Here is a 20,215-nt window from a genome sequence, read left to right as displayed (position 1 = left end):
GTCCCACGACCAATGATCTATAGACTGGCAAACAACTTTTTTGACATTAGAAAAGGGGAATACAAAATCTCCCTTTATATGTTTTTTTACATCTTTCTGATTATCTCCGTACTGTTGATCATTAAGCCGACCATCAATGCCCTGTTCCTTTCAGAGCTTGGTGCCGAAAAACTTTCCATAGCTTACGTACTGGTTGCCCTCACCGCCGTTCTCAGTTCCTTGTTCTACACCCGGGTACTGGCCAAATTTGGCCTGAACCATATCATAAAAACCACACTCACAACATCAATTATCGTGTTAGTGGCCTTGGGAAGCCTGTTGAAATTGGGATTGATGAACACCTATTTGCTCTTCTTTTTCTACATCTGGGTGGCCATTTATGCCGTGTTGTCCGCTTCCCAGTTTTGGGTCTTGGCCAATTTGGTCTTCAACGTCAGGGATGCAAAACGGCTTTTCGGATTTATTGGTTCCGGAGCCATCTTAGGTGGAATTTTTGGAGGATACCTTACGTCCATTTTTGCCCCTCTTTTTGGCAATGAGATCATGATTTTTATTGCGGCCCTGTTGCTGATGGGGTGTTTTCCCTTGCTTCGGTTCATTTGGAGGCTTCGGGTGAACAAATTGGATGAGTTCAAACAGAAAAAGCGCATCTCCCTGACCGATGGCCATCCCTATAAATTGATCAAAAAATCCCGACACCTTACTTACATGGCCCTCACCGTGGCCGTTGGGGTCTTGGTGGCCAAATTGGTGGATTACCTGTTCAGTGATTTTGCCGCCAAATCCATAGAAGACCCCGAGGAACTGACCTCATTTTTGGCCTTTTGGTTTTCCTCCTTCAATTTATTGTCGCTTGCGGTACAGCTCTTTCTCACGCATCGCATAGTGGGTATTTGGGGGGTTGGCTTCTCCTTGCTCCTATTGCCATTGGGCATCCTTTTTGGCGCAGTTTTTTTCTTGATACTTCCCGAACTCTCCGCAATCGTCGCCATCAAGGCGATGGATGGGGTATTGAAACAATCCATCAACAAAAGTGCATCAGAATTATTGGTGCTTCCCTTGCCCTTCGAACTGAAGAGCCGGACCAAATCCTTTATTGATGTGGTGGTGGACAGTATTGCCACCGGTTTCGCAGGTTTGTTGCTCATCTTCTTTGTCAGTGCGCTTGACCTCGGGACCACCAGCATTACCCTCTTGATCATTGGCTTGGTCTTGGTGTGGATTTTCTTTGTGGGGGTTTTGCGCAAAGAATATTATGCCACTTTCAGGAAAAATCTGGAAAACGCTTCAGACAAAACCACCGGTAATTCTGCCGAAAAGGTGAAAAAGGTTTCTGTAGTCGAGGGAATGAAAAGTGTTTTTTCAAGTGGAACCGAAGAGCAGCTCCTTTTTATGCTCAACAAGTTGATGGAAATCAATGATAGGAGGTTTTTGGATGATGTCATCCGATTATTGGACCATCCTTCACTAAAAGTGAAAGCAGCCGCCATGCGCAACCTCTACTTTTTGAACAGTGCCACCATGGTGGTCAACATCAATGAACTTTTGGGGTATGGGGATGAGGAATTGACTTTGGCCACTTTTGAGTATCTATTACTGCATTCAGACCAAAATGAGGAATATATTTTTGACCAATTTCTGGATGCGGAAAGCCCGCTGATTCGGGATACGGCACTGTACTGTTTGGCATTGGAAAGTGCGGGGAACATGACCCTAAAATCAAGACACGATTTGGCCGGAAGATTGGAAAAACGTCTGGCCCAAAAAGAAACTCCACTAAATCCACTGGTGCTGAAGACCATTGGCACAGCGGGATATTCGCACTATTATCCCGTGATCATGGAAAGCCTTGAAAGCAAAAATGAAACACTGAAGCAAGCTGCCATCATCGCCGCCGGCATCAGCATGCGGCCCATGTTCATCAACAAATTATTGCACTTGCTTCCCCAGAAAGCTACGCGACCACTGGTTGTTGAGGCCCTGAACAACTATGGGCCTGGGATTCTGCCCATTTTGGTCTCCCATGTAAAAAACCGGACGGTGAGCCTTGACATCTGCCGTTTTGTTCCGGTGGTGATAAAATCGTTCATGTCCAAAGAAGCGGTCCATTCGCTGTTTCTATTGTTTGATGATGTAGATCTCAGCATTCGCTTGGAAGTGGTGCGTGCCCTGAGCGATATTCGAAAAGAACGCCCTACCTTACGCTTCAATCGGTTTAAGATCGTGGCCAAGATCTTTGAGGAATGCAAACTGTACCATCAGACGCTTTCGGCCATGCACACGCAGATCATCATCTCGTACCGAAACCGGAAAAAATCAGGGGCAACTGTCAATTCCGAAGAAAGAGAAGCCCGTGCTTCACTTTTGGAACTTTTGGAACGAAGACTGGATTCCGGTTTGGAACGTATATTCAAACTTTTGGGATTGAAATATGTGCAGGAAGATGTACAGAATGCCTATTTGGGGCTTTTGAGTCCAAAAGAGGAATCGCGGAACAAGGCCATTGAGTTTTTGGACAACCTGCTTACGGGCAATCTGAAACAAAAGTTATTGCCCATCATTGAGGAAGCCACGATGGATTTCTCTTCCGAAGAATCCATACAGAAAATCAAACACGCTATTCCCAGTGAAATGGAGTGTTTTGAGCAATTGTTGCAAGTTCCGGATGTGAATTTGAGGTTGGCCGTGATCTACCTTATCGGCAAGCAAAAAGACAGTCGATTCAAACCCCTTTTGGAGCGGTTTGAGACCGATGACAACCCAAAACTCAAAGATTTCGCCCAAAAAGCCTTGGAAGAAATCAGCCTTTCCTAACAATTTTGTCAATGGCAGAGGCCAAATACATGTGGTCCGAAGCTGAGTTTTTCCGAAGCACGTTGGTCATCAACACCACCATATATCTGCAGTTGTCCGGGTGCTCCACAATGATGACGGAGTTCATGAAGTTTTGCACATTACCCATGTATTTTCCGCACTCTTCACCCTTACTTCGGTCGCATTTATAGAGACTCCCAGATTTAAAATAAACCGCAGCCTCTTTCAAAGCTGGGGATTGCGCATAGCGAATACGCCTGTCGGTCATGTACATCAAGCGTTTCATCTCCAAGCTGCTTGCTTCGTCTATCACTTTTCCCTGTTCCAACTGCACCAAAAATTTCATCAGGCCATAGGGTGTACCAATGCTTCCGCCCTTATCGCCCACATAGGTGTTGGCCCCGGAAGTAAAGAAACTGCCCAGTCGCCATTCATCCGAAGTAATGCCCAAATCGCGAAGCGGAACGTTCACCACATCATTGGCCAAATCGGTCAAATCCTTTTTGGGCGTTTCCTTAAAATAGGCCATGGCCTCTTCTTCTGTGAGTTCAGGATATTTTTCACCAAAAGCGGCCATCAAAAGTGCTTCGCGCCAAACAATACTGGCCGCCCCGTTATTGCTCACCGAAAGCATGTGGTCGACCCATTCGTATAAACTGAACATATCGCTGGCAATCACTTGGCGTTTCACCAAGGTATTTTTCTCCACGTTGAAAATTGGGATGGTATGCTCATCGGTCAGGCCCCAAACTCCTGCTTTGACCACCTTGTTTTTCAGTAATTGTGTGCGCAGCTCGAAAGAATCAGGGTAAATTTTGGCCAGTTGTTCAAAAAGCGCCGTAAGCACTGCCAATTTGCCCACACTTCCCGGCTGATAACCCAAGGTTTTGTTCCGTTCGGCATAGCGAACACTGTCAGGGTCTGAAATATCCAAAATGGTCAAGGAATAACTCTTGTCCAAACCACGGAACAACGCACCAACATCCTTTTGAAAGGCTTCATCCACCACAAAAAAGCTTCCCAAACTATCCTCCTTTCTGGACAACAAGTTCAGATGGATGTCTTCCCAAGATTTCTTAGCACCTTCGGGCAATGGGGAAGATGTCTCCTTCAATTCCCCATTCTTGATCATTTCAAGACGTTTAAGTCGCTTTATTCCCGTACGCTCATAACCGTCAATGGGATATTCCACAAATTCGGTGAATCCCAATCCTATCAAACCTAAAAATGCTAAAGCAAGTATCTTTTTCATCTACAGTTTTTTGGAAAGTGAAATGCGTTTGGCAAGGTCAATCTTGGGGGTGATGGATTCCAAATAGGTGGATCCCAATGCCTTTTTGTTCTCCACAAAAGGACGGATCTGGAACAACCAAAGCTTATTGTCCGTAAAGCCCAGCTCCACATCATAGGCCCCTTCGTAATCGGAATGGGTCTCTTTGGGGACCCGCTCCCGAATGGTGCGCGCCAAATCATGGATTTCCTTGATGTTCCGTTCGTTCAGGACACGATCTTGAAAAGTGGCCTTCTTCTTTTCGGTTCCACCCGTTTTGGGCAGACCGTTATAAAAACGTTCCCGAGCAGGTGCCAATAAAGTGTAACCTCCTTCATCTTTGATGAGGTATTGTTCCGCGGCCTGACCATCAACGGCGCCACCAGCACCTCTGCTGAATGCCACGGTAAGGTCCTTGTCCGTACCCGAACTGATTCCCTTGGTGATCAAAACACCGGAATAGTCCACATCCACACTGGGAATCACCAAAATGGAAGGGAACACATTCTCAGGGTTCAGCAGGTATTTTTGACGCCATTTAAAGCTTCGTTCGGTATAGGGTGATGCCCAAACATCCTTGATGCCTTCCAATATTTTTTCCTTATCCACGGAATTGAAGATGGTGAGGTTCAATCCTGCTCCCGTGAATTCCTTCAAATCTTCCATATTGGTATCGCTGCGCAGAAAAACGGGAAGGGTTCCCAATTCAGAACCCAAAATTTCCTTGAATCCGGTTTCCAGTTGATCGATAAAATTATCCTGTAATGGCATTTTTTTAATGGCCGCCCTCAAAATTTCCAATTGGCGCAGTTGGTAATTCTCCACCTCCATTTCGGATATGCCCGAAGCCGACATCCGGTTGGCCTCTTCGAACATTTTGGTCAGAAATTGCCAATACGACCCTTCTTGATCTGTCATTTTTTGATCCATATGTGTTCTGAAAATCCCGAAGGGAATCACCAAACCTTCCACTACTTTTTCGGGAAACATTTTTTTGAGCTGACCCAAATTGGCAGCTTTGGGACCACACAGTTTACCCGAGTCATCGGCATCCACGTTCCGCATGTCCAATACTTTGTTTTCGTCCAACCGTATTTGCCCTACAGGAACCTCAATACGTTCTTCTTTCCGTTCCACTTTCGCAAAAAGCGCCAATTCCTCTTTGGTCATTTGGTTTTCGGGTTTCAAGATCACGTTCCCTTTGTTGGAAACCGCGTAGAACACCCGGGTACCATCATATTTTTGAAGGTTTTGCAAGTTTTCATCCGATAGTGCCGCATTGGGAATCCCCAAGTTGCGGGCCAACAATTGCACGTGGGACACCATATTCCCTTCAGCAACCGTGGCGATACCGGCAACCGGTTTTAAATCGGAAGGCGGGCGTTGGAACACATAGATTTTGTCCGAGGAAACTTCAATATCATCCGAACTGCCTCCCACGACGACCAACTCCCCAAAAGCATAGCCTGGATTGAGTCCGCGGATGGTACTTTGGTTCCGTAGGTCCATCACCTTGTTCGCCAATTGGGATTCCGTTGAAATCAGATCGCCCAATTCCCCTACGCTCTGCCCTAAATGTAGCGCCACGGAACCACGGATCTTATCATCCACAAAACTGGCGGTAAGCGGTTCAAAGGCAACATATTCTTTTACAATGCCGTCATAATTGGCCTTGACCATGGCCGCGCTCCACTCCACCGCGGACCTTGCCCGGTTCAATACTTCGGTCAATTCGCCGAGGGAGCGTTCCTGGGTTTCATACTTGGTGAGATCACTGGCCAGTTGGTCCCATTCCCATTGCTCCAAATAGCCCGACCCGGTAACAGCCATACCCAAATAGCAGATTTTATGCAGGAGTTCATTTACGTTTTCAGGTTGATAGTCGGACGAACCTTTGAAAACGATTTCTTCGAGTTTTAGGGAAACATCCAGTAATTGGAGGCGAGCTTCGGGTCTTTTTTCTTCCATAAGACCGTTTCGGATATCGAACAGAAGTTGGGAAGCTTGCTCCAACAACAATTTTGGACTGTCCATCAATGTCGTATTGGAAGCGAAAGCCTGAATGGAATTCCCCAATGCGGTTCCTTTGGTCAAGGGAGCCATTTTGGGAAGTGCCGAAATGTCCACGGGTTTATGGAATTCCTTCATGGTGACCAACAGCTCATCCAATTTTTTGGAAATATCCGAGGTCATCTTGGCACTGTGGGCCTGCTTGAAGCGTACCACTTTTTGAATATCACCTTCTTCGGGTTGGCTGTGGATCTTCACCCGTAAATCCATAAATGGCAGATACAGATCTGATATCACTTTGGATTCGCTCCGCATCTTTTGGGCCACGTTGTCGTCCCCGTTGTGGGGAATATCTTTTAAAGATTGGCGGACCAAGAAGTATTCGTCCTTCAAAACGGCATCCTTCGCCAAAAGCCATTTGTAAAATTCGATGCCCCACGCTTGCTCATCCTCAGCCTGGATGGCACCTCTATAAAATTGTCCTTTTTGATTGATCCAACCATCATCTACACTCTTCAAATATTTGTCGAGTTGGTACTGCTTCAGTCGGGAATGGTCGTTTTCAGCATCCCAAAAAGGTTCTTGATCGGTGTAGGCCAATATCTGGCCCAAATAAATATGGTTGGATTTCCCCAAGGCCACCACTTCATCTTTATATCGAGCGTGCTGCACCCCTGGCCCTATCTCATCCGGGCAGGGATCCTTCGGTGCGCGGATGCTCCCATCGGTACAGAACCAACGGATGTCCTTGTAGGGTCCTCGAATATCGTTTTTAAACTTATTCACAAGCAAAGCAATATCCTTCGGCGGCACTTTTTGGGCCTGATTTGAAATGGGGAATAGGATTAAAAAGAATAATACAATTCTATACAAACGTTTCATAGCAATCACGTTTTGAGTAGGGTTCGGTGTAGTAAATATATTCAATTCACATCAGAAAATGTCATTCAAGTTCCATCTTGCCATTTCGGTACATTTCCAAAATTAGTTTGAATTACCGACCTACTTTATGTCAGAAATGATACCCCGGCAAAAGTCAACCCTCACTTTTAAACCCTAAAATGGCTTATCCAGAGAAGAACTGTAAATTTGCAAGAATGATCGAGTCCATACAGGACGAGTAATCAGCTAGAAAATTAACGGGTAGTGGCAACTGGTTCACCTTTAGAAGAATCCAAAATAGTTTATTTGACAACAATTGAACAGGACCCACTACCTGATTCCTTTGAATATCCCCATTTTTATACACCGATTGCCATTGCCAAAAAAGCGGCACAAGACCTTCAACATAGATTGAAACAAAGTCTACCGAAATTGGTGGATCAACCAACCGGACGTATGTTGGGCGTGCTTGTGGTGCAAACCAAAGACGGTGGACTTGGATATCTCAGTGCCTATTCGGGGGAGCTACAGCCTGAACTGGAAATCTTGCCTTTTGTACCTCCTGTCCATCAATTGCCAAAAGGGGAGGATTTTCCAGAAATGGCCGTCATCAATGCCATTAACAAAGAAGTAATGGAGTTGGAAGAAAGTGATGGGTTCATCAGTGCCGAGCAGCAATTAAAAAAAATCACCGAAGAGACCAAAGAAAATATATTGGCCGCCAAGAAAGCAGCAAAAAAGGGCAAAACGGAACGCGACAGGCTCAGGAAAGAGTCAATGCACCTTCCTGAAAAAGAACGCCAGAAACTCCTGGAAGATTTGGCAAATCAAGGGGCCAATGAAGGAATGGACCTGAGGCGTTTTACCCGTTCGGAGAACTTGCGGCTAGAAAAGACAATATCCGCATATGGGAAGTTCCATGAACGGATTGAAGCGCTAAAAACCCAGCGTAAAGCCAAGTCCATGGAGCTACAGGACTCCATTTTTAAATCCTACATTTTTTTGAACAGTCTCGGAGAAGGCAAAGATGTCAAGACGGTCTTTACCGATTTTGGGGTTGACGTGCCACCAGCCGGAGCTGGGGAATGTGCGGCTCCAAAACTGTTTCAGTACGCTTTTCAACAAGGAATGAAACCCGTGGCACTGGCTGAGTTTTGGTGGGGGCCTGCTCCCAATTCGGAGATACGGGAACATGGCAAGTTTTACCCAGCCTGTAAAGGGAAATGCCGCCCTATTTTGGCGCATATGCTCAAAGGAATTCCTGTAAAACCAAATCCCTTATTGGAAAATTTTGGAGCAGGAAAGAAACTGGAAATTCTTTTTGAGGACGAACATTTGGTGGTCGTGAACAAACCTGCCGGCATGTTGTCCGTGCCGGGAAGGCATATAAAGGACTCGGTCAAGACCCGTATTCAGGAAAAATATGCCAATGCCAACGGCCCAATGATTGTACACCGGCTGGATCAAGACACCTCGGGGATCATGATCGTTGCCCTTTCCAAAAAAGCGCACAAACTGCTCCAACAGCAATTCTTGGAGCGGACCATTCACAAAACCTATTTTGCAATACTGGAAAAATCTGTTGAAGAAACGTCTGGAAAAATTGAGCTTCCCCTTGTTTTGGATATTCACAACAGGCCCATGCAAATGGTACATTATGAGCATGGCCGACCTGCATTGACACTTTATGAGGTGATACAAAAGACAGCCACCCAAACTTTGATCAAATTGAATCCTGTAACGGGACGTTCGCATCAATTGCGGGTGCACTGTGCGCATAAATCGGGACTACATGCGCCAATTGTTGGGGATAATTTATATGGCACTCCGTCTGAGCGACTTTATTTACATGCGCAACAGGTAGCATTTATGCATCCCATGACCAAAAAGCCGATGAAGATAGGAACGGAAATTCCTTTTGGTATATAATAATTAGGGTGCTGGTCACCAATTCCGAAAACAGTATTTTATTGCTTTCGATCGGTTGGAGAAAAGTAGCCTCGGCAAGAATCGAACTTTATGCCCGGACTCCCATATTTACTGGGGTTTCCACTTTTTGAATTCAAAATGTTGACGATTTGTGAACTTTTGTGATTGATTTGTCTTGCGTCATTTCAAAGATAATCAAACTGGTTTAAATGATTGACTTTGAAGTCAAAGACTATCGTTCGTTTGAACTTTTTATTCATTGTTTTGCCTTATCAAAGCAGTCCTGCGTTATTGATTGTTCGTACTCTAGAATTGTTTTCGCTCCTACATTCGAGTTTTTATATTTTCCTCCAAGATTTTCAAAGACACATTCACAGTATTCATCTGCTATTTTTTTGTCAATTTCTGGATTGGTATTTCTGAATTTCTTACTGCATTCTACAATAACATTTTCTTGAACATTCCTTTTTACTCTAAAGTAGTCATATACATTATAACCAATAACGATGATTACTATTGCAAGGCCAAGGTGTTTATACTTCTGCATCGTTTATTTGAACTTTCTATTTTTTTGTTTTAAGCTATAGATTATTCCAGTAACTAGTCCCAACAGACCACCTATATAACTGAAATTATGCATAGTACCAACTGCAATAAAATTTTTGTTGTCAATTAAGTTTTGAGGTAACCACCAATTAACCCCTGTTTTGGCCAGATAGAGTTGACCATACACCAATCCGATTAATCCCGTCAAAAAAGCGACCATCATAGTTATTAATATTGCTTTCATTGTAATTCTGAACATCAATTTTTGGTTTTGATGTATCAATCCAACTAAGCCAAGTATCATACCAACTGGTAATCCCACCCACCAAGTTGCCATAAATCCAACAATGGAAACTTCAAATCTTGGATTGGAAAATATTGCCTCGCTTCCGGAATCGACCAGTCCAAATTGATAAAATTTAAATTTTGTATAGTATTCTGGGGAAATTGTATAGGTTAGTTGGTCGTGCAGAATGCCGTAGATTCCACCAATTAAAGGTGCCATTAGAATTATTAAAATCAGAATAATTAATTTCTTCATTTAAGGAATTTAAATGCACAATCGTTTATTTGAACTTTGTATTGACTCAGTTTTATTTGTTTTTCCGTTTAGCTTTTCTATTCATTTTTCTAATATCCCTCTTTTCAAGCCTTATGGCCTTTTTATCCCTTTTTTGTTTATCATTTTGGGTCAGAAAATGAATAGCAAGAACAATTTGTACATTTCGGTCTTCCAGATCCCAATTTTGAGGATATTCTATTATATTCCAGACCAGAAAATTTCCAGAATCAAAAGATCCAACGTTTTCTAATTTTTCAGCATAACCTTCTAGATACGGATTTGATTCCCCCATTTTTTTTAAGAACCTGATGAAATTTTCATTTTGGCTGAAACAAATGCTTTTATATTCATACTTCGGTTCTATTGTCCTCCAAGTCTTGCAAAGACCCCATATTTTATCAAATGTTGAATCAGATATTTCAGAATATAATCTTTTCTGCCTTCGCCAACTTATTTTGTCTTGCACATAAGATTGTTTCCAATCTGCTAAGTCAGGCAAAGAAAATTTAAAACAATTCCCGAATTTGGTCTCATCCACACTGCCACAAAGTTCTCTCTGCACAAAATCTGCCATAGTATTCAAGTCCTTGACCTCGGTATCAGAAAAATATTCGTTTAGGTCAACTTTGGATTCTTGTCCAGTACAAATCCCTAAACTTAGAATACATATAATTAGCAACTTATATTTCACTGGGTTAGATTGAATCAAACTTATCTTAATCGTTTATTTGAACTTTCTTGTCTTTAGTGGCTACTGTTTTCCTATTATTTTTGGAATGAACACATCTTCTTTTCCAAATTGATAATCGATTTTCATTTCTTTCAAAAACTCCAATATCTCAATAAGCTGGTTTCTGTTTATTTGACTTTCAAGAGTTACAAAAATCCAATTATTCTCCCCAGGTTTATTTTCCGTGAATGGGAGGTTTGCCATGATTTCATTTTTGCAAGAGGCCACGGTGTGAAATTTTAGGTCTTTCATCATAAGCCCATCTTCAGAAAACAATATGAAATTATTAACCATTCTCTCGGGTTTTAAACCCAAGGATAGAGGATCGTTCTTCAAAGAATCAACCCAGCTATTAAATTTACTGGTAAAAGCATGTAGTTCGGAGTTGGATGTTGAATCAAGCTTTTCTCCTTGGATTTCAAATGTGCCGTTATTCTGTCCAATCATTAAAATTGGAACTTGAAAAAGAAGGATTATGATAACTGCTCTAATCATATTATTTAGCATAAGGGGATAGTTGTTTTTTTGAACTTTAGAAATTAAACATTCTATCTTCTCAAATTATTCTCTAATTCTGCAACCATCATTATTAGCTTATCTTTTTCTTCTGAAGACATATCACGTGAATATAAAGCTTGAATATCTTTTAGTTCGGTCAAAAGCTCATGCCAGCCATCCGTCATACCATTTACATGCTTTCTTGCACCTTCTAACCTCTTGGAAATTTCAGTTCTTCCTGATTCCTTAAACATAAAACCAAATGACTCGTACTTTTCCCAGTAATCACTCATCGTTTATTTGAACTTTAATTATTAATAATAGTTATTTTAATACGATGGTTTGTTCAATCGGTTCGTTGATATAATTAAAACCTAGCTTTTTCATTTTGTGTATTGGACTGTCAAACCCAATAATATTTTTTCCGCCAAATGACCTTAAATCCAAAACCTGAAATTTCCTTTTGTACTTAGAAATAGTAAGTTTTTCCAAATCCACTATTCCTATTTTTTGATGAGTCCCTCCAAAAAAGGACTTGTCCCAAATCGGCATTGCCACCTTTAGTCCATTGCGAGTCCAGATTGCAGGTCCACCGCAATTTTCTGTAATTAGAATTTCCTTAGCGTCATTTATTATGACCTTACATTTTCCGCTTAAAGGTGAACCCATTCCAATTTCTTTAAGATCGGAATAGATCAATGTAGCCTTATTTTCATTTTCTTTTCCGTTTGGGTTCTCAATCGGAAAATCCCAAGGATTAGGGTATTTTAATGATTCCATAGTGAACCCAACAATTCTACCAATTGAAAGTTCGTCAAACTTTAATGCCTGAAGAATCGTTCGAGCTTTGTCTTTGTCCGATTTTTTGGCTATATCAAATTCATCCATAAGACCACTTTCCCAAAGACGTTCATTTCCCGTCATTCCTTCAATTCCGACTACGCTATTCGCTTTAAGGTAAATTTCTTCTTTGGTCATTTTCTTACTGGAACAACTTGATTAATAGGGTTTTGCCTTAATCGTTTATTTAAACTTTTAATTTCTTATCACTCTAAAATCACAACTAAATTTTTTCAGCGTTTCTATTTAAAGTGACTTTTCAATTATTCTATGATTTTTCAATATTGAGTTTAAATCCATTGGTTGTATAAAATCCGTAAAGCAGTTTTTACAAATCCATTCAAACTCCGAGTGATATCCCTCTACTTCATATTCCGAGGTGGCTTCCCCTTCTGAAATAGTTGCATAACATATTTCACAATGGTCATGAGCCCACCCACCCTTTATAAGTGTCACTTTGGATTCGTCATATTTTTGACCAGTATAAAGCCAAGTTGAACCACCATTGATGGCTATCAATGCATCAGGGCAAGAATATTTTCTGAATTCCCAAGCATACTGGCGTAATTCAATTAAGTAATCCACTGGTATTTCACCATTTTGGACGAGTAAATATTTTTTGATTTCACTTTCCATTTTCAAACTTGAATTCAACTTCTTCATTGGGATATTTGACTTATCCAACGACTTTCAATTTTGTTTAAAATTGATTTAATGCCCAATCATTTATTTGAACTTAGTTAAATGAATTAATAAAATAGATTATAACCGATTCCCAGACTTAACTCATTAAAAGAACTTAATTTATAATATTTTAGGAATATCAAAAATCGTTTAAAACTTCCTTGAATTTTACCTTGATACACAATATTATCTTCATAAATCGAAATTTTTCCCACTAATTCTGGATATAATGGTCTTCCAAATGAAGTGCCAAATCCAATTAACAACCCTGAAGAATTATACTTTCTTGAAGCATTTATGTTATTATAATCTAGATGGCTATACCCCGCGATAAAACTTATTCTGGAAAGATTAAAGTCTGCTTCAATTGAAAAAGAGTTGTTGTTAAATTCATGGTCAAATTTAAAATCTCGGTAGCTAGCCCTGAAATCAATATCAAATTCGCAATTTGATATTGAATGTTTGAACTCTAAGCTACCTTCTTGGAAAACATTTTCTTTCGAATTTGTCTGATAGCTGTAACTGGCTTCCAATACCCCTCCAAAATAAATGTATGGGGAGGCAATATCAATTTGTCCACCAATTGGATTGTTTATTAGTCCAGACTGCCCATAAATTCTAATCCTGTTTGAATCAAAAAAATCTTTGTTGCAATCCCATTTCGTTGTTACTATAATTTTATTTTCTCCTTTAAGGCTATATTCTTTGGTTACCATTCCAACAAATGAAAAAACCAAGATTGCATTAGGCTCTGAAACTTCAATCGAAAATTGACCGTCAAAGTCTGTTTGAGCTCCATTTTCAGTGCCCTTTTCTTTTACGATTACACCAGGGATTGAATCATTATCGGCTTTAGATATTACAACCCCAGATACTTTGAATTGACTCCAACTCAAAATTGGAACTAAAAACAAGGCTAATATCAGATGCTTTCTATTCAATTTTTTGAGTGATTACTGCACAACTTGTTTATAGAGATGTATATATCATCTTTTATTGGAATCCAAAATATTGTTTGCATCCTCTAAATCAAAGTCCAAATGAGTGTAAGGTTATTTTTGATGAGTAAGAGCAATGGTTTATTTGAACTTTAATATAGGTCCATTGTTGACTAAATCCCGGTCAAAATTTTTCACCTTTAACTCTGCATTTAATTTTAAAGTCTGGTCTTGGTATAAGTCATCGAGTGTATATATAGAAAACTTTTGTCCATTTCCTGTCCGACCAATGATATTATGCCCTGTATTTTTATCTGAATAGGAGTAATAATTCATCCTGCCAGATTTAAAAACCCCCCAACTGTCCTTTATATCATTACAAAAGTGTTGTGTTAATATACTGAAATCATAAAAAGTAATTTGGTGTGGACATTGAATAATAATAGGTTCGGTGTTTTTTATCTGGAAATTTTCCAGTCTCAGTTTTCCATCACAAAAACCCAGAAAGTCTTCAATCATAAATTTTGCTTTCTTATTGGATGTCTTTGAAACAATATACTTTTCACCCATTGAAAAGTCTAATTGCAATTTCTCTGTGAAGGAGTATTTTTCAAGACCATCACTGTTGCCATATTTATCAATGATGTCCCATCCAAAGCCCTTTTCTAATGCATATCCAATCAACCAAATTGGGCTAAGAAACCAACTTATTGGATGAAACAAATCTGGTTTACACATATTAACCAAACCAAGGACAATCTCTTTGAAGTCTTTTACCAATATATATGCAAGTCCTATCAATAAAAGGATAAAAACTGCAACAAATAGGTATATGACTATCTCCAAGCTATCTTAATCATTAATTTAAACTTCCCGTGTTTGGTTACAAGCAACTCACACAATGGCACTTTATCTTTTCAATGTGAAATGACCTGAAAATACAGTTCCATTACCTAAGTCCGATTTGAACCAATAATCACTGGACATCATTTCATCACCATTGTAAGTGCCGTCCCAACCTGTATCACTTGACGAAAGTTGCTTCAATAACTTACCATATCGGTCAAATATGAAAACATCTGCATTTGGATATGCATCAATCCCAAGAATATGCCAAAAATCATTGTGACCATCATGATTGGGAGTGAAGAATTTAGGATAATCAATTACGACAATTTCTTCGGAATCTTCTCCACAGCCATTTTTGTCCCTAACAAAAACCGTATACTTACCGCCAATAAGATTGGTAAATATGTGGGAGTCCTTAAAGTTTACACCGTCTATCGAATATTCAAAGTCCCCATCGCCGGAAGCAGTGATCTCGATGGAATTATTGTGGGATAACTGTTGGTAGGCTACATCGATTATGGTTGGGGGCATCGAACGAATTAATTCGAATTCATAATTATTCTCACAATAGACGTTATTCTCCAATGCGCCCACTAACAAGTTATACTTCCCAGCTTTTGCAAGATTCGCTTCTTGAGTTGTCGAAATGATAGTGCCATCTTCATAGATCCAATTATAATTTTCCCATCCAGAAGCTACATTCACAGGTAAGAAAGGCTCCAAATTGCACAAAAAATAAGAAGTCTCAATTGATACCGTTGGTAGTTCCTGAACTATAAGGTCAAAACTCCTTTCGGTATAGCACAAACTGTTCAATTGGTTTTCCACACGAACGTAAATGGTTTGGCGCCAAGGCTCCGTATTTTGAAACATGTCAGGTAAAGGGCTAGGCAATTGCTCCCCATCATCATTGTAGAACTTGATTGTCAAACCAGTTTGATTACCTATTATTTGAGCCTCGATTCCAGCAGTATCAAATTGGGCAAAACCACTGCCCTGGTCACAAGCATATATGTGCTGCGGGGAACTGATTTGTGGCTGTGTTGCAGTTCTGAGCAACAATGGTGTTTCTTCATAACAATTGGTGAGAGAGTTCGTAACCCTGACCGTAATGGTTTCTTCATTGGGCAATATATTGGTATAAGGGTTGGGTAGAGGGCTTGGTAATGGTGTTCCACTGGCATCAAAATAGGATACCTCTATGTTAGCTTGATTTCCGACAACCTCGGATTCTATATTCGAGGTATCAAAATATTCGGAAATACCATCATTATTATCATCACAACCAATTAGGACATTTAAGGTATTTGCCACAGGCAATGGGTTCGCCATAATTTTAAAGGTGGTCTCATTGTAACAATTATTGACCGGTTCAATCACACGGACGGTGATTTCTTCTTCATTTACAACCAAATTTTCAATGGCATTCAGCGGGCCTTGTATTTGAGTTCCACTTTCATGATAAAAGGAGATAGCAATTGTACCATTGTCCACCTGAATCTCATCATACACTTGCTGTAAATCAAAAATTGCAAAGCCATTTGTCTCATTGCTACAAACAAACAGGTCTGTGACCGAGGTCAAATCGGGTATAGGGTTTGTAATTAAATCAAAGGTGGTTTCTGAAAAGCAGCAGGGATTATCGTCATGGGCCACCCGTACGGTTATAGTTTCCCTGTTTGCAACGGTATTGGTAAAAGGATTGGGCAATACATCATATTCTTTACCTGCTCCATCGATAAAGGTGACCACTTTATTGTTTTGTCCTCCTAAGACCTGTTGTTGCACATTAGAAACATCAAAAGTAGAAGAAATACCAGTATTAAAATTGTCCTCACATGCGTATATATCATTGATGCCATAAGCATTGGGTGGTTCTTTGACATCAATGGTTTCGGTAATAACCTCAATATTGCCATTGGTGTCCATCACTGTAGCACTTACAGTATAGACGCCGTCCACAGAAAAATCGTGGAAAGGAGATATGTCGGTAGAAGTATTGTCGGTTCCCGAAGCAGGGTCCCCGAAATCCCACGTCACGGATGCAACATTGGTATTTGGAACAACGCCAAATTCCTTTAAGAACTCCGAACAGATGTTCGAAATATCCATAGCAAAATTGTTGGTTACGTGATCGACATCTCCGGTTACATTTATAAAGAATTTAGCATCTGGATACCCCAAATCCTTCACATCCACAAACTCTCCCAAAGGGTAGCACCCACCATGATATGATCTGATCCATGAAACAGCCCCGTCATCTTCTGTGGTACTGGTAGGAAAAGACCCATTGTTTGTTTGAAAAACTTCCACCAGTATCCTTTCCACATTTGCCGGAACAACAATGGGAGTGGTAAATTCCACATCAAAAATTCTTGGTGTATTTTGATTGGACGTACCAAAATTGGGTATTCGAATGAGTTCACTGCTTCCAAGCAAATCAGTATCAGAGAATGAAGATGGGAAATTATTGTCGATGGCATACACCCTAAATTGTATTTCAACACCCCATCCCGCATAATTGATACCTACTTGTCCTCGCTCCAATATGAATTCCTCTTCAGTGGAAATACCGAAATCTTCCAACCAAAAATCCCTTGACCAGCTCATACCCCCTGAACTACATCCAAAAATATGGGCGTCAATAAAGTCCTCACAAATACTATGCGTAAGCACAGTGGTACTTCCTGTGCTTTGTGCATGTAAGGTTTCACCGGTAACATTGATGAAAAAGTTGGCGTTGGGTACTGGTGTAGCTAAATCTACCGTGGACACGAAGGAGTAATATTCTCTACAACCTCGAAAATAAGAGGGACTACCATCATCAAATTGGTTGCCTGCAATCTTAACTTTTTTGAAATCATCATTATAGATGTCCTCCATCTGGGAAACCTCCACCAAAATCCTTTCCACGTTGGCAGGAACAACAACAGGATTTGCAAATTCAATTTGTACAATTTCTGGTGTGTCACCTATCTCTGGAGCGGTTACTACGTTGCCGTAACTGAGTCTCGTTGGTTCTGAACTAGGAAAATTAGCATCTATACTATAAATATTAAAGACTAGCATCGCTCCGTCGTAAGAATTGCTGATTGCTACTTGTCCAGAGTTTATGATGAATTGTTCATTGACCGTTATCCCGAAATCGGATAGTTTAAAGGTTCGGGCCCATATCTCTTCGTAATCACAGGAATACATGTTAGAGGGAACAGATGTATTCCCTGAATTATGTGTCAATGTTATTTGTGCTAGCCCAAATTGAATGGAAATCAGAAAAACAAATAGAGTAATTTTTTTGTGCATATTTGTTTTCAGTCTTTTCAAGATTTAATTCTCTGTTTGATGTGGGTATGTACTTTAGTTTGTAAGATACATCTCTCAGAATCATCAAAGGAATTTATTTGTTGTAATTTATTGTTTTTTTGAACCTTTATTTAATTCTGAGAATCCTCGAACTTATTTTCTTTAGTGACAAACAAGCTCGAAATCCTTTTATAGTTGGTTAATATTATAAACCCTATTAAAACGTTTAATCCAGAAATCACCCACCAATTATAATCCAATTGTTGGTCGAGCATCAGACCATCAATTTCATCAAGTCCGTTTGCCGAAATCTGCTTTTTGAATAGCAAATAACAGTTGTTTAAAAATTGGGCAATGTTATCAGCAATCATTAACAGTCCAATTAATATCAACCCAAGTTTTAAAAGTCCCTCTTCGTTTAAATTGGAGGAATCAATATTGTTGGTATCAAAACCTTTATCAAGGCGAAACAATTTTATGATCCTGTCCGTTCCAAACAATAAGAGGAAAGCAATAACTCCAGTAATTAACAAGTAAACCAAACTTACCATCAAACTGAAGGAATAAAAACCACCTGAAAATGAAATATTTGGAATCAAACGAAAGAGAGCTTCAATAAAACAATAAATCCCAAATGTTTTAATGATGGCTCTGAATAGGTCGGTTTTGGTCATTGGTTAGTTGTATGATTTGTTTAAATGTAGGAAATTTCCATTAATCATAAATTGGGTTTTCGGTGAAAGGGGAGTAAAACAGTCAATTGGGTTTGATTTTCTTCTTGTGCTTTTTGCAATAAGCTTTGTCCAATGCTTGTTTCTTGTCCCAGAAGAGTGTACCGCATTCAAGGCACTTTCTCCTGCCTTGGTAAGCCAGATATTTATAGAGGGTCTTTTTTGATCCAACATCAATAAGTTTCATGATTTCCTCTATACTCAACTTGTTATCCCTGTAGTATCGTTCTGCCAACATTGCTTTATTCAAAGCCTGTTTACTGAGCCCAGGTTTTCTTCCGATTTTCAAGCCACGCCTTCTTGAACTTTCCAATCCAGCTCTTGTCCGTTCCATAATGATGTCCCGTTCCAATTGGGCAACCGAAGCAAACAAGTTGAAGATAAACCTGCCGTGTGGGGATGTCGTATCAATGAAATTCTCCTGAATGCTTTTGAAGTGAATTCCCTTTTTCTCGAAGTCCTCGATGAGTTTGGTCAAGTGTGAAAGGCTTCTGGCAATTCGGTCCAGTTTCCAAACCACAAGGGTGTCACCTTCCCTCAAAATGGATAACAGCTCATCGAGTCCTTTTCGTTCCGCTTTTGCCCCTGATGAAATATCGGCATAGATGTTCTTAGGTTTGATTCCTTCTTTCAAAAAGGCATCAACCTGCAAATCGTGTTTCTGTGATTTTGTGCTCACTCTTGCATAACCGAACTTCATCTTAGGTGTAAAAAAGGGTATATAAGGTAAACTATTTAAGTGTACCGAAAAAGTAAACCACTTAGAATCAGTAAACTTGTTTAAGAGTGAAAGTTCAATTTAACGGTGCCTTAAAATCTCTTGGTCCCATTTGGAAATCTGGACAAAGGCGAACGTAACGAAGTGGAGTGCTGCAAGCCCCAAATCTTACCCTTAACTAATACTACTGAGCGAGGTAATTCTATCCATCTAAACATTCCTCTCATCCTTTGAGGTAATCCAAAGGTTTGTTTGAATCCAGTTTATATCGTTCCAACCTACCTTCCGTTATTTCAAGCTTCAGATAGCTCTTCCCAAAATTACTCTTGACCACCTTGACCTTATCAAGGATATCCTTTAAATCTGTTTGCATTGAAGCCGCCCTTTCCTCCAAACGATCATATTTGATCCTGGGAACCATCACCTCCCCCTCAAATACCGGATAAGGCTTTGGAGGATTCTTTTCGATCATATCCTCAAGAAAATCATCCCCTTCCTCTTCATGGTCCAATTCTTGATTGAACAAGGCCTGCATCATACCAATGGTAGGAAGTGTCTGGTTCTTTTCAATGTCCCTGATGATGGCAATGACCGCATCCGTACGCTTTCTGTTCTTGATAATCTCTTGGCCAATGCTCTTCTCAAATCTTTCTGACGGCAAAAACCCATGCCACTCAAAAAAGTCCATGACCATATCCAAGGTATGGGAATAACTCTTGCCCACCTTTCTAGAAAAGACCTTAAATCTTGATAAAGTCCTTTTCTTTATCCTAACTGCTCTAAAATCATCCATATTTCAAGTTTTAAGGGGTACAATTGTTACAATTCCGTTCAGTCTTTACAGGAAATCCCAGCGTTATTGTAACAATAAATTTTAAAGTTCCTGAAACCATCCATTTCCAAAAACCCTC

At 40.3% G+C, this 20,215-nt stretch carries 17 protein-coding genes; 2 read left to right on the top strand and 15 right to left on the bottom strand.

The features are described from left to right. Positions 1-78 precede the first annotated feature (78 nt). Positions 79-2,814, top strand: a complete 2,736-nt coding sequence (locus DB398_RS08640; protein ID WP_159076365.1) for an NTP/NDP exchange transporter — start codon at positions 79-81, stop codon at positions 2,812-2,814. Here the strand turns inward: DB398_RS08640 and DB398_RS08635 are convergent. Then, entirely contained in the window at positions 2,801-4,066 is a 1,266-nt protein-coding gene (locus DB398_RS08635) for a serine hydrolase (protein ID WP_108423994.1), read from the bottom strand. The genes DB398_RS08640 and DB398_RS08635 overlap by 14 nt on opposite strands. Then, positions 4,067-6,976 (bottom strand): PEP/pyruvate-binding domain-containing protein, encoded by a 2,910-nt coding sequence (locus tag DB398_RS08630; RefSeq protein ID WP_108423993.1) that lies wholly within the window; start codon positions 6,974-6,976, stop codon positions 4,067-4,069. Positions 6,977-7,282: 306 nt separating this feature from the next. Between DB398_RS08630 and DB398_RS08625 the strand changes: the two genes are divergently transcribed. Then, complete coding sequence (locus DB398_RS08625; RefSeq protein WP_108423992.1) at positions 7,283-8,905, top strand: RluA family pseudouridine synthase; 1,623 nt, start codon at positions 7,283-7,285, stop codon at positions 8,903-8,905. Between the two features lie 256 nt (positions 8,906-9,161). Here the strand turns inward: DB398_RS08625 and DB398_RS08620 are convergent, their stop codons facing one another. From DB398_RS08620 to DB398_RS08560, 13 genes are all read right to left on the bottom strand, one after another. Continuing rightward, positions 9,162-9,452: a hypothetical protein gene (locus DB398_RS08620; protein ID WP_108423991.1), complete on the bottom strand. Its 291-nt coding sequence runs from the start codon at positions 9,450-9,452 to the stop codon at positions 9,162-9,164. Between the two features lie 3 nt (positions 9,453-9,455). After that, entirely contained in the window at positions 9,456-9,992 is a 537-nt protein-coding gene (locus DB398_RS08615; RefSeq protein ID WP_108423990.1) for a hypothetical protein, read from the bottom strand. Positions 9,993-10,044: 52 nt separating this feature from the next. Further along, the gene (locus tag DB398_RS08610) at positions 10,045-10,704 is read right to left on the bottom strand and encodes a hypothetical protein (protein WP_159076364.1); all 660 of its coding nucleotides are present in this window, start codon (positions 10,702-10,704) and stop codon (positions 10,045-10,047) included. Between the two features lie 60 nt (positions 10,705-10,764). Next, positions 10,765-11,250 (bottom strand): hypothetical protein, encoded by a 486-nt coding sequence (locus tag DB398_RS08605; RefSeq protein ID WP_159076363.1) that lies wholly within the window; start codon positions 11,248-11,250, stop codon positions 10,765-10,767. A 41-nt stretch (positions 11,251-11,291) separates the two neighbouring features. After that, positions 11,292-11,534, bottom strand: a complete 243-nt coding sequence (locus tag DB398_RS08600) for a hypothetical protein (RefSeq protein ID WP_159076362.1) — start codon at positions 11,532-11,534, stop codon at positions 11,292-11,294. 31 nt (positions 11,535-11,565) lie between these two features. Continuing rightward, positions 11,566-12,219, bottom strand: coding sequence for a hypothetical protein (locus DB398_RS08595; protein WP_108423986.1), 654 nt, complete (start codon positions 12,217-12,219; stop codon positions 11,566-11,568). 108 nt (positions 12,220-12,327) lie between these two features. After that, the gene (locus DB398_RS08590; RefSeq protein ID WP_159076361.1) at positions 12,328-12,744 is read right to left on the bottom strand and encodes a hypothetical protein; all 417 of its coding nucleotides are present in this window, start codon (positions 12,742-12,744) and stop codon (positions 12,328-12,330) included. An 86-nt stretch (positions 12,745-12,830) separates the two neighbouring features. Next, entirely contained in the window at positions 12,831-13,706 is an 876-nt protein-coding gene (locus DB398_RS08585) for a carboxypeptidase-like regulatory domain-containing protein (RefSeq protein WP_108423984.1), read from the bottom strand. Positions 13,707-13,844: 138 nt separating this feature from the next. Continuing rightward, a complete protein-coding gene (locus tag DB398_RS08580; protein WP_159076360.1) occupies positions 13,845-14,549 on the bottom strand; it encodes a hypothetical protein in 705 nt (234 codons plus the stop codon). A 63-nt stretch (positions 14,550-14,612) separates the two neighbouring features. Further along, a complete protein-coding gene (locus DB398_RS08575; RefSeq protein ID WP_234416154.1) occupies positions 14,613-17,876 on the bottom strand; it encodes a T9SS type B sorting domain-containing protein in 3,264 nt (1,087 codons plus the stop codon). Between the two features lie 110 nt (positions 17,877-17,986). Further along, on the bottom strand, positions 17,987-18,529 hold the full coding sequence (locus tag DB398_RS08570; RefSeq protein ID WP_108423981.1) for a hypothetical protein: 543 nt from the start codon (positions 18,527-18,529) through the stop codon (positions 17,987-17,989). Between the two features lie 82 nt (positions 18,530-18,611). Continuing rightward, on the bottom strand, positions 18,612-19,286 hold the full coding sequence (locus tag DB398_RS08565; protein WP_108423980.1) for a recombinase family protein: 675 nt from the start codon (positions 19,284-19,286) through the stop codon (positions 18,612-18,614). A 241-nt stretch (positions 19,287-19,527) separates the two neighbouring features. Beyond that, positions 19,528-20,097, bottom strand: a complete 570-nt coding sequence (locus DB398_RS08560; protein WP_159076359.1) for a BfmA/BtgA family mobilization protein — start codon at positions 20,095-20,097, stop codon at positions 19,528-19,530. Between the last annotated feature and the right edge of the window lie 118 nt (positions 20,098-20,215).

This window comes from Flagellimonas amoyensis (assembly GCF_003058265.1).
Classification (GTDB): domain Bacteria; phylum Bacteroidota; class Bacteroidia; order Flavobacteriales; family Flavobacteriaceae; genus Flagellimonas; species Flagellimonas amoyensis.
This window is presented reverse-complemented; position numbering and strand designations above follow the sequence as displayed.

What these genes read in the sequence shown, in the direction of transcription:
- DB398_RS08605 (WP_159076363.1), bottom strand. Translation starts at nt 11,250, where the DNA reads ATGCTAAATAATATGATTAGAGCAGTTATCATAATCCTTCTTTTTCAA.
- DB398_RS08620 (WP_108423991.1), bottom strand. Translation starts at nt 9,452, where the DNA reads ATGCAGAAGTATAAACACCTTGGCCTTGCAATAGTAATCATCGTTATT.
- DB398_RS08600 (WP_159076362.1), bottom strand. Translation starts at nt 11,534, where the DNA reads ATGAGTGATTACTGGGAAAAGTACGAGTCATTTGGTTTTATGTTTAAG.
- DB398_RS08570 (WP_108423981.1), bottom strand. Translation starts at nt 18,529, where the DNA reads ATGACCAAAACCGACCTATTCAGAGCCATCATTAAAACATTTGGGATT.
- DB398_RS08590 (WP_159076361.1), bottom strand. Translation starts at nt 12,744, where the DNA reads ATGAAGAAGTTGAATTCAAGTTTGAAAATGGAAAGTGAAATCAAAAAA.
- DB398_RS08560 (WP_159076359.1), bottom strand. Translation starts at nt 20,097, where the DNA reads ATGGATGATTTTAGAGCAGTTAGGATAAAGAAAAGGACTTTATCAAGA.
- DB398_RS08630 (WP_108423993.1), bottom strand. Translation starts at nt 6,976, where the DNA reads ATGAAACGTTTGTATAGAATTGTATTATTCTTTTTAATCCTATTCCCC.
- DB398_RS08615 (WP_108423990.1), bottom strand. Translation starts at nt 9,992, where the DNA reads ATGAAGAAATTAATTATTCTGATTTTAATAATTCTAATGGCACCTTTA.
- DB398_RS08635 (WP_108423994.1), bottom strand. Translation starts at nt 4,066, where the DNA reads ATGAAAAAGATACTTGCTTTAGCATTTTTAGGTTTGATAGGATTGGGA.
- DB398_RS08640 (WP_159076365.1), top strand. Translation starts at nt 79, where the DNA reads ATGTTTTTTTACATCTTTCTGATTATCTCCGTACTGTTGATCATTAAG.
- DB398_RS08565 (WP_108423980.1), bottom strand. Translation starts at nt 19,286, where the DNA reads ATGAAGTTCGGTTATGCAAGAGTGAGCACAAAATCACAGAAACACGAT.
- DB398_RS08595 (WP_108423986.1), bottom strand. Translation starts at nt 12,219, where the DNA reads ATGACCAAAGAAGAAATTTACCTTAAAGCGAATAGCGTAGTCGGAATT.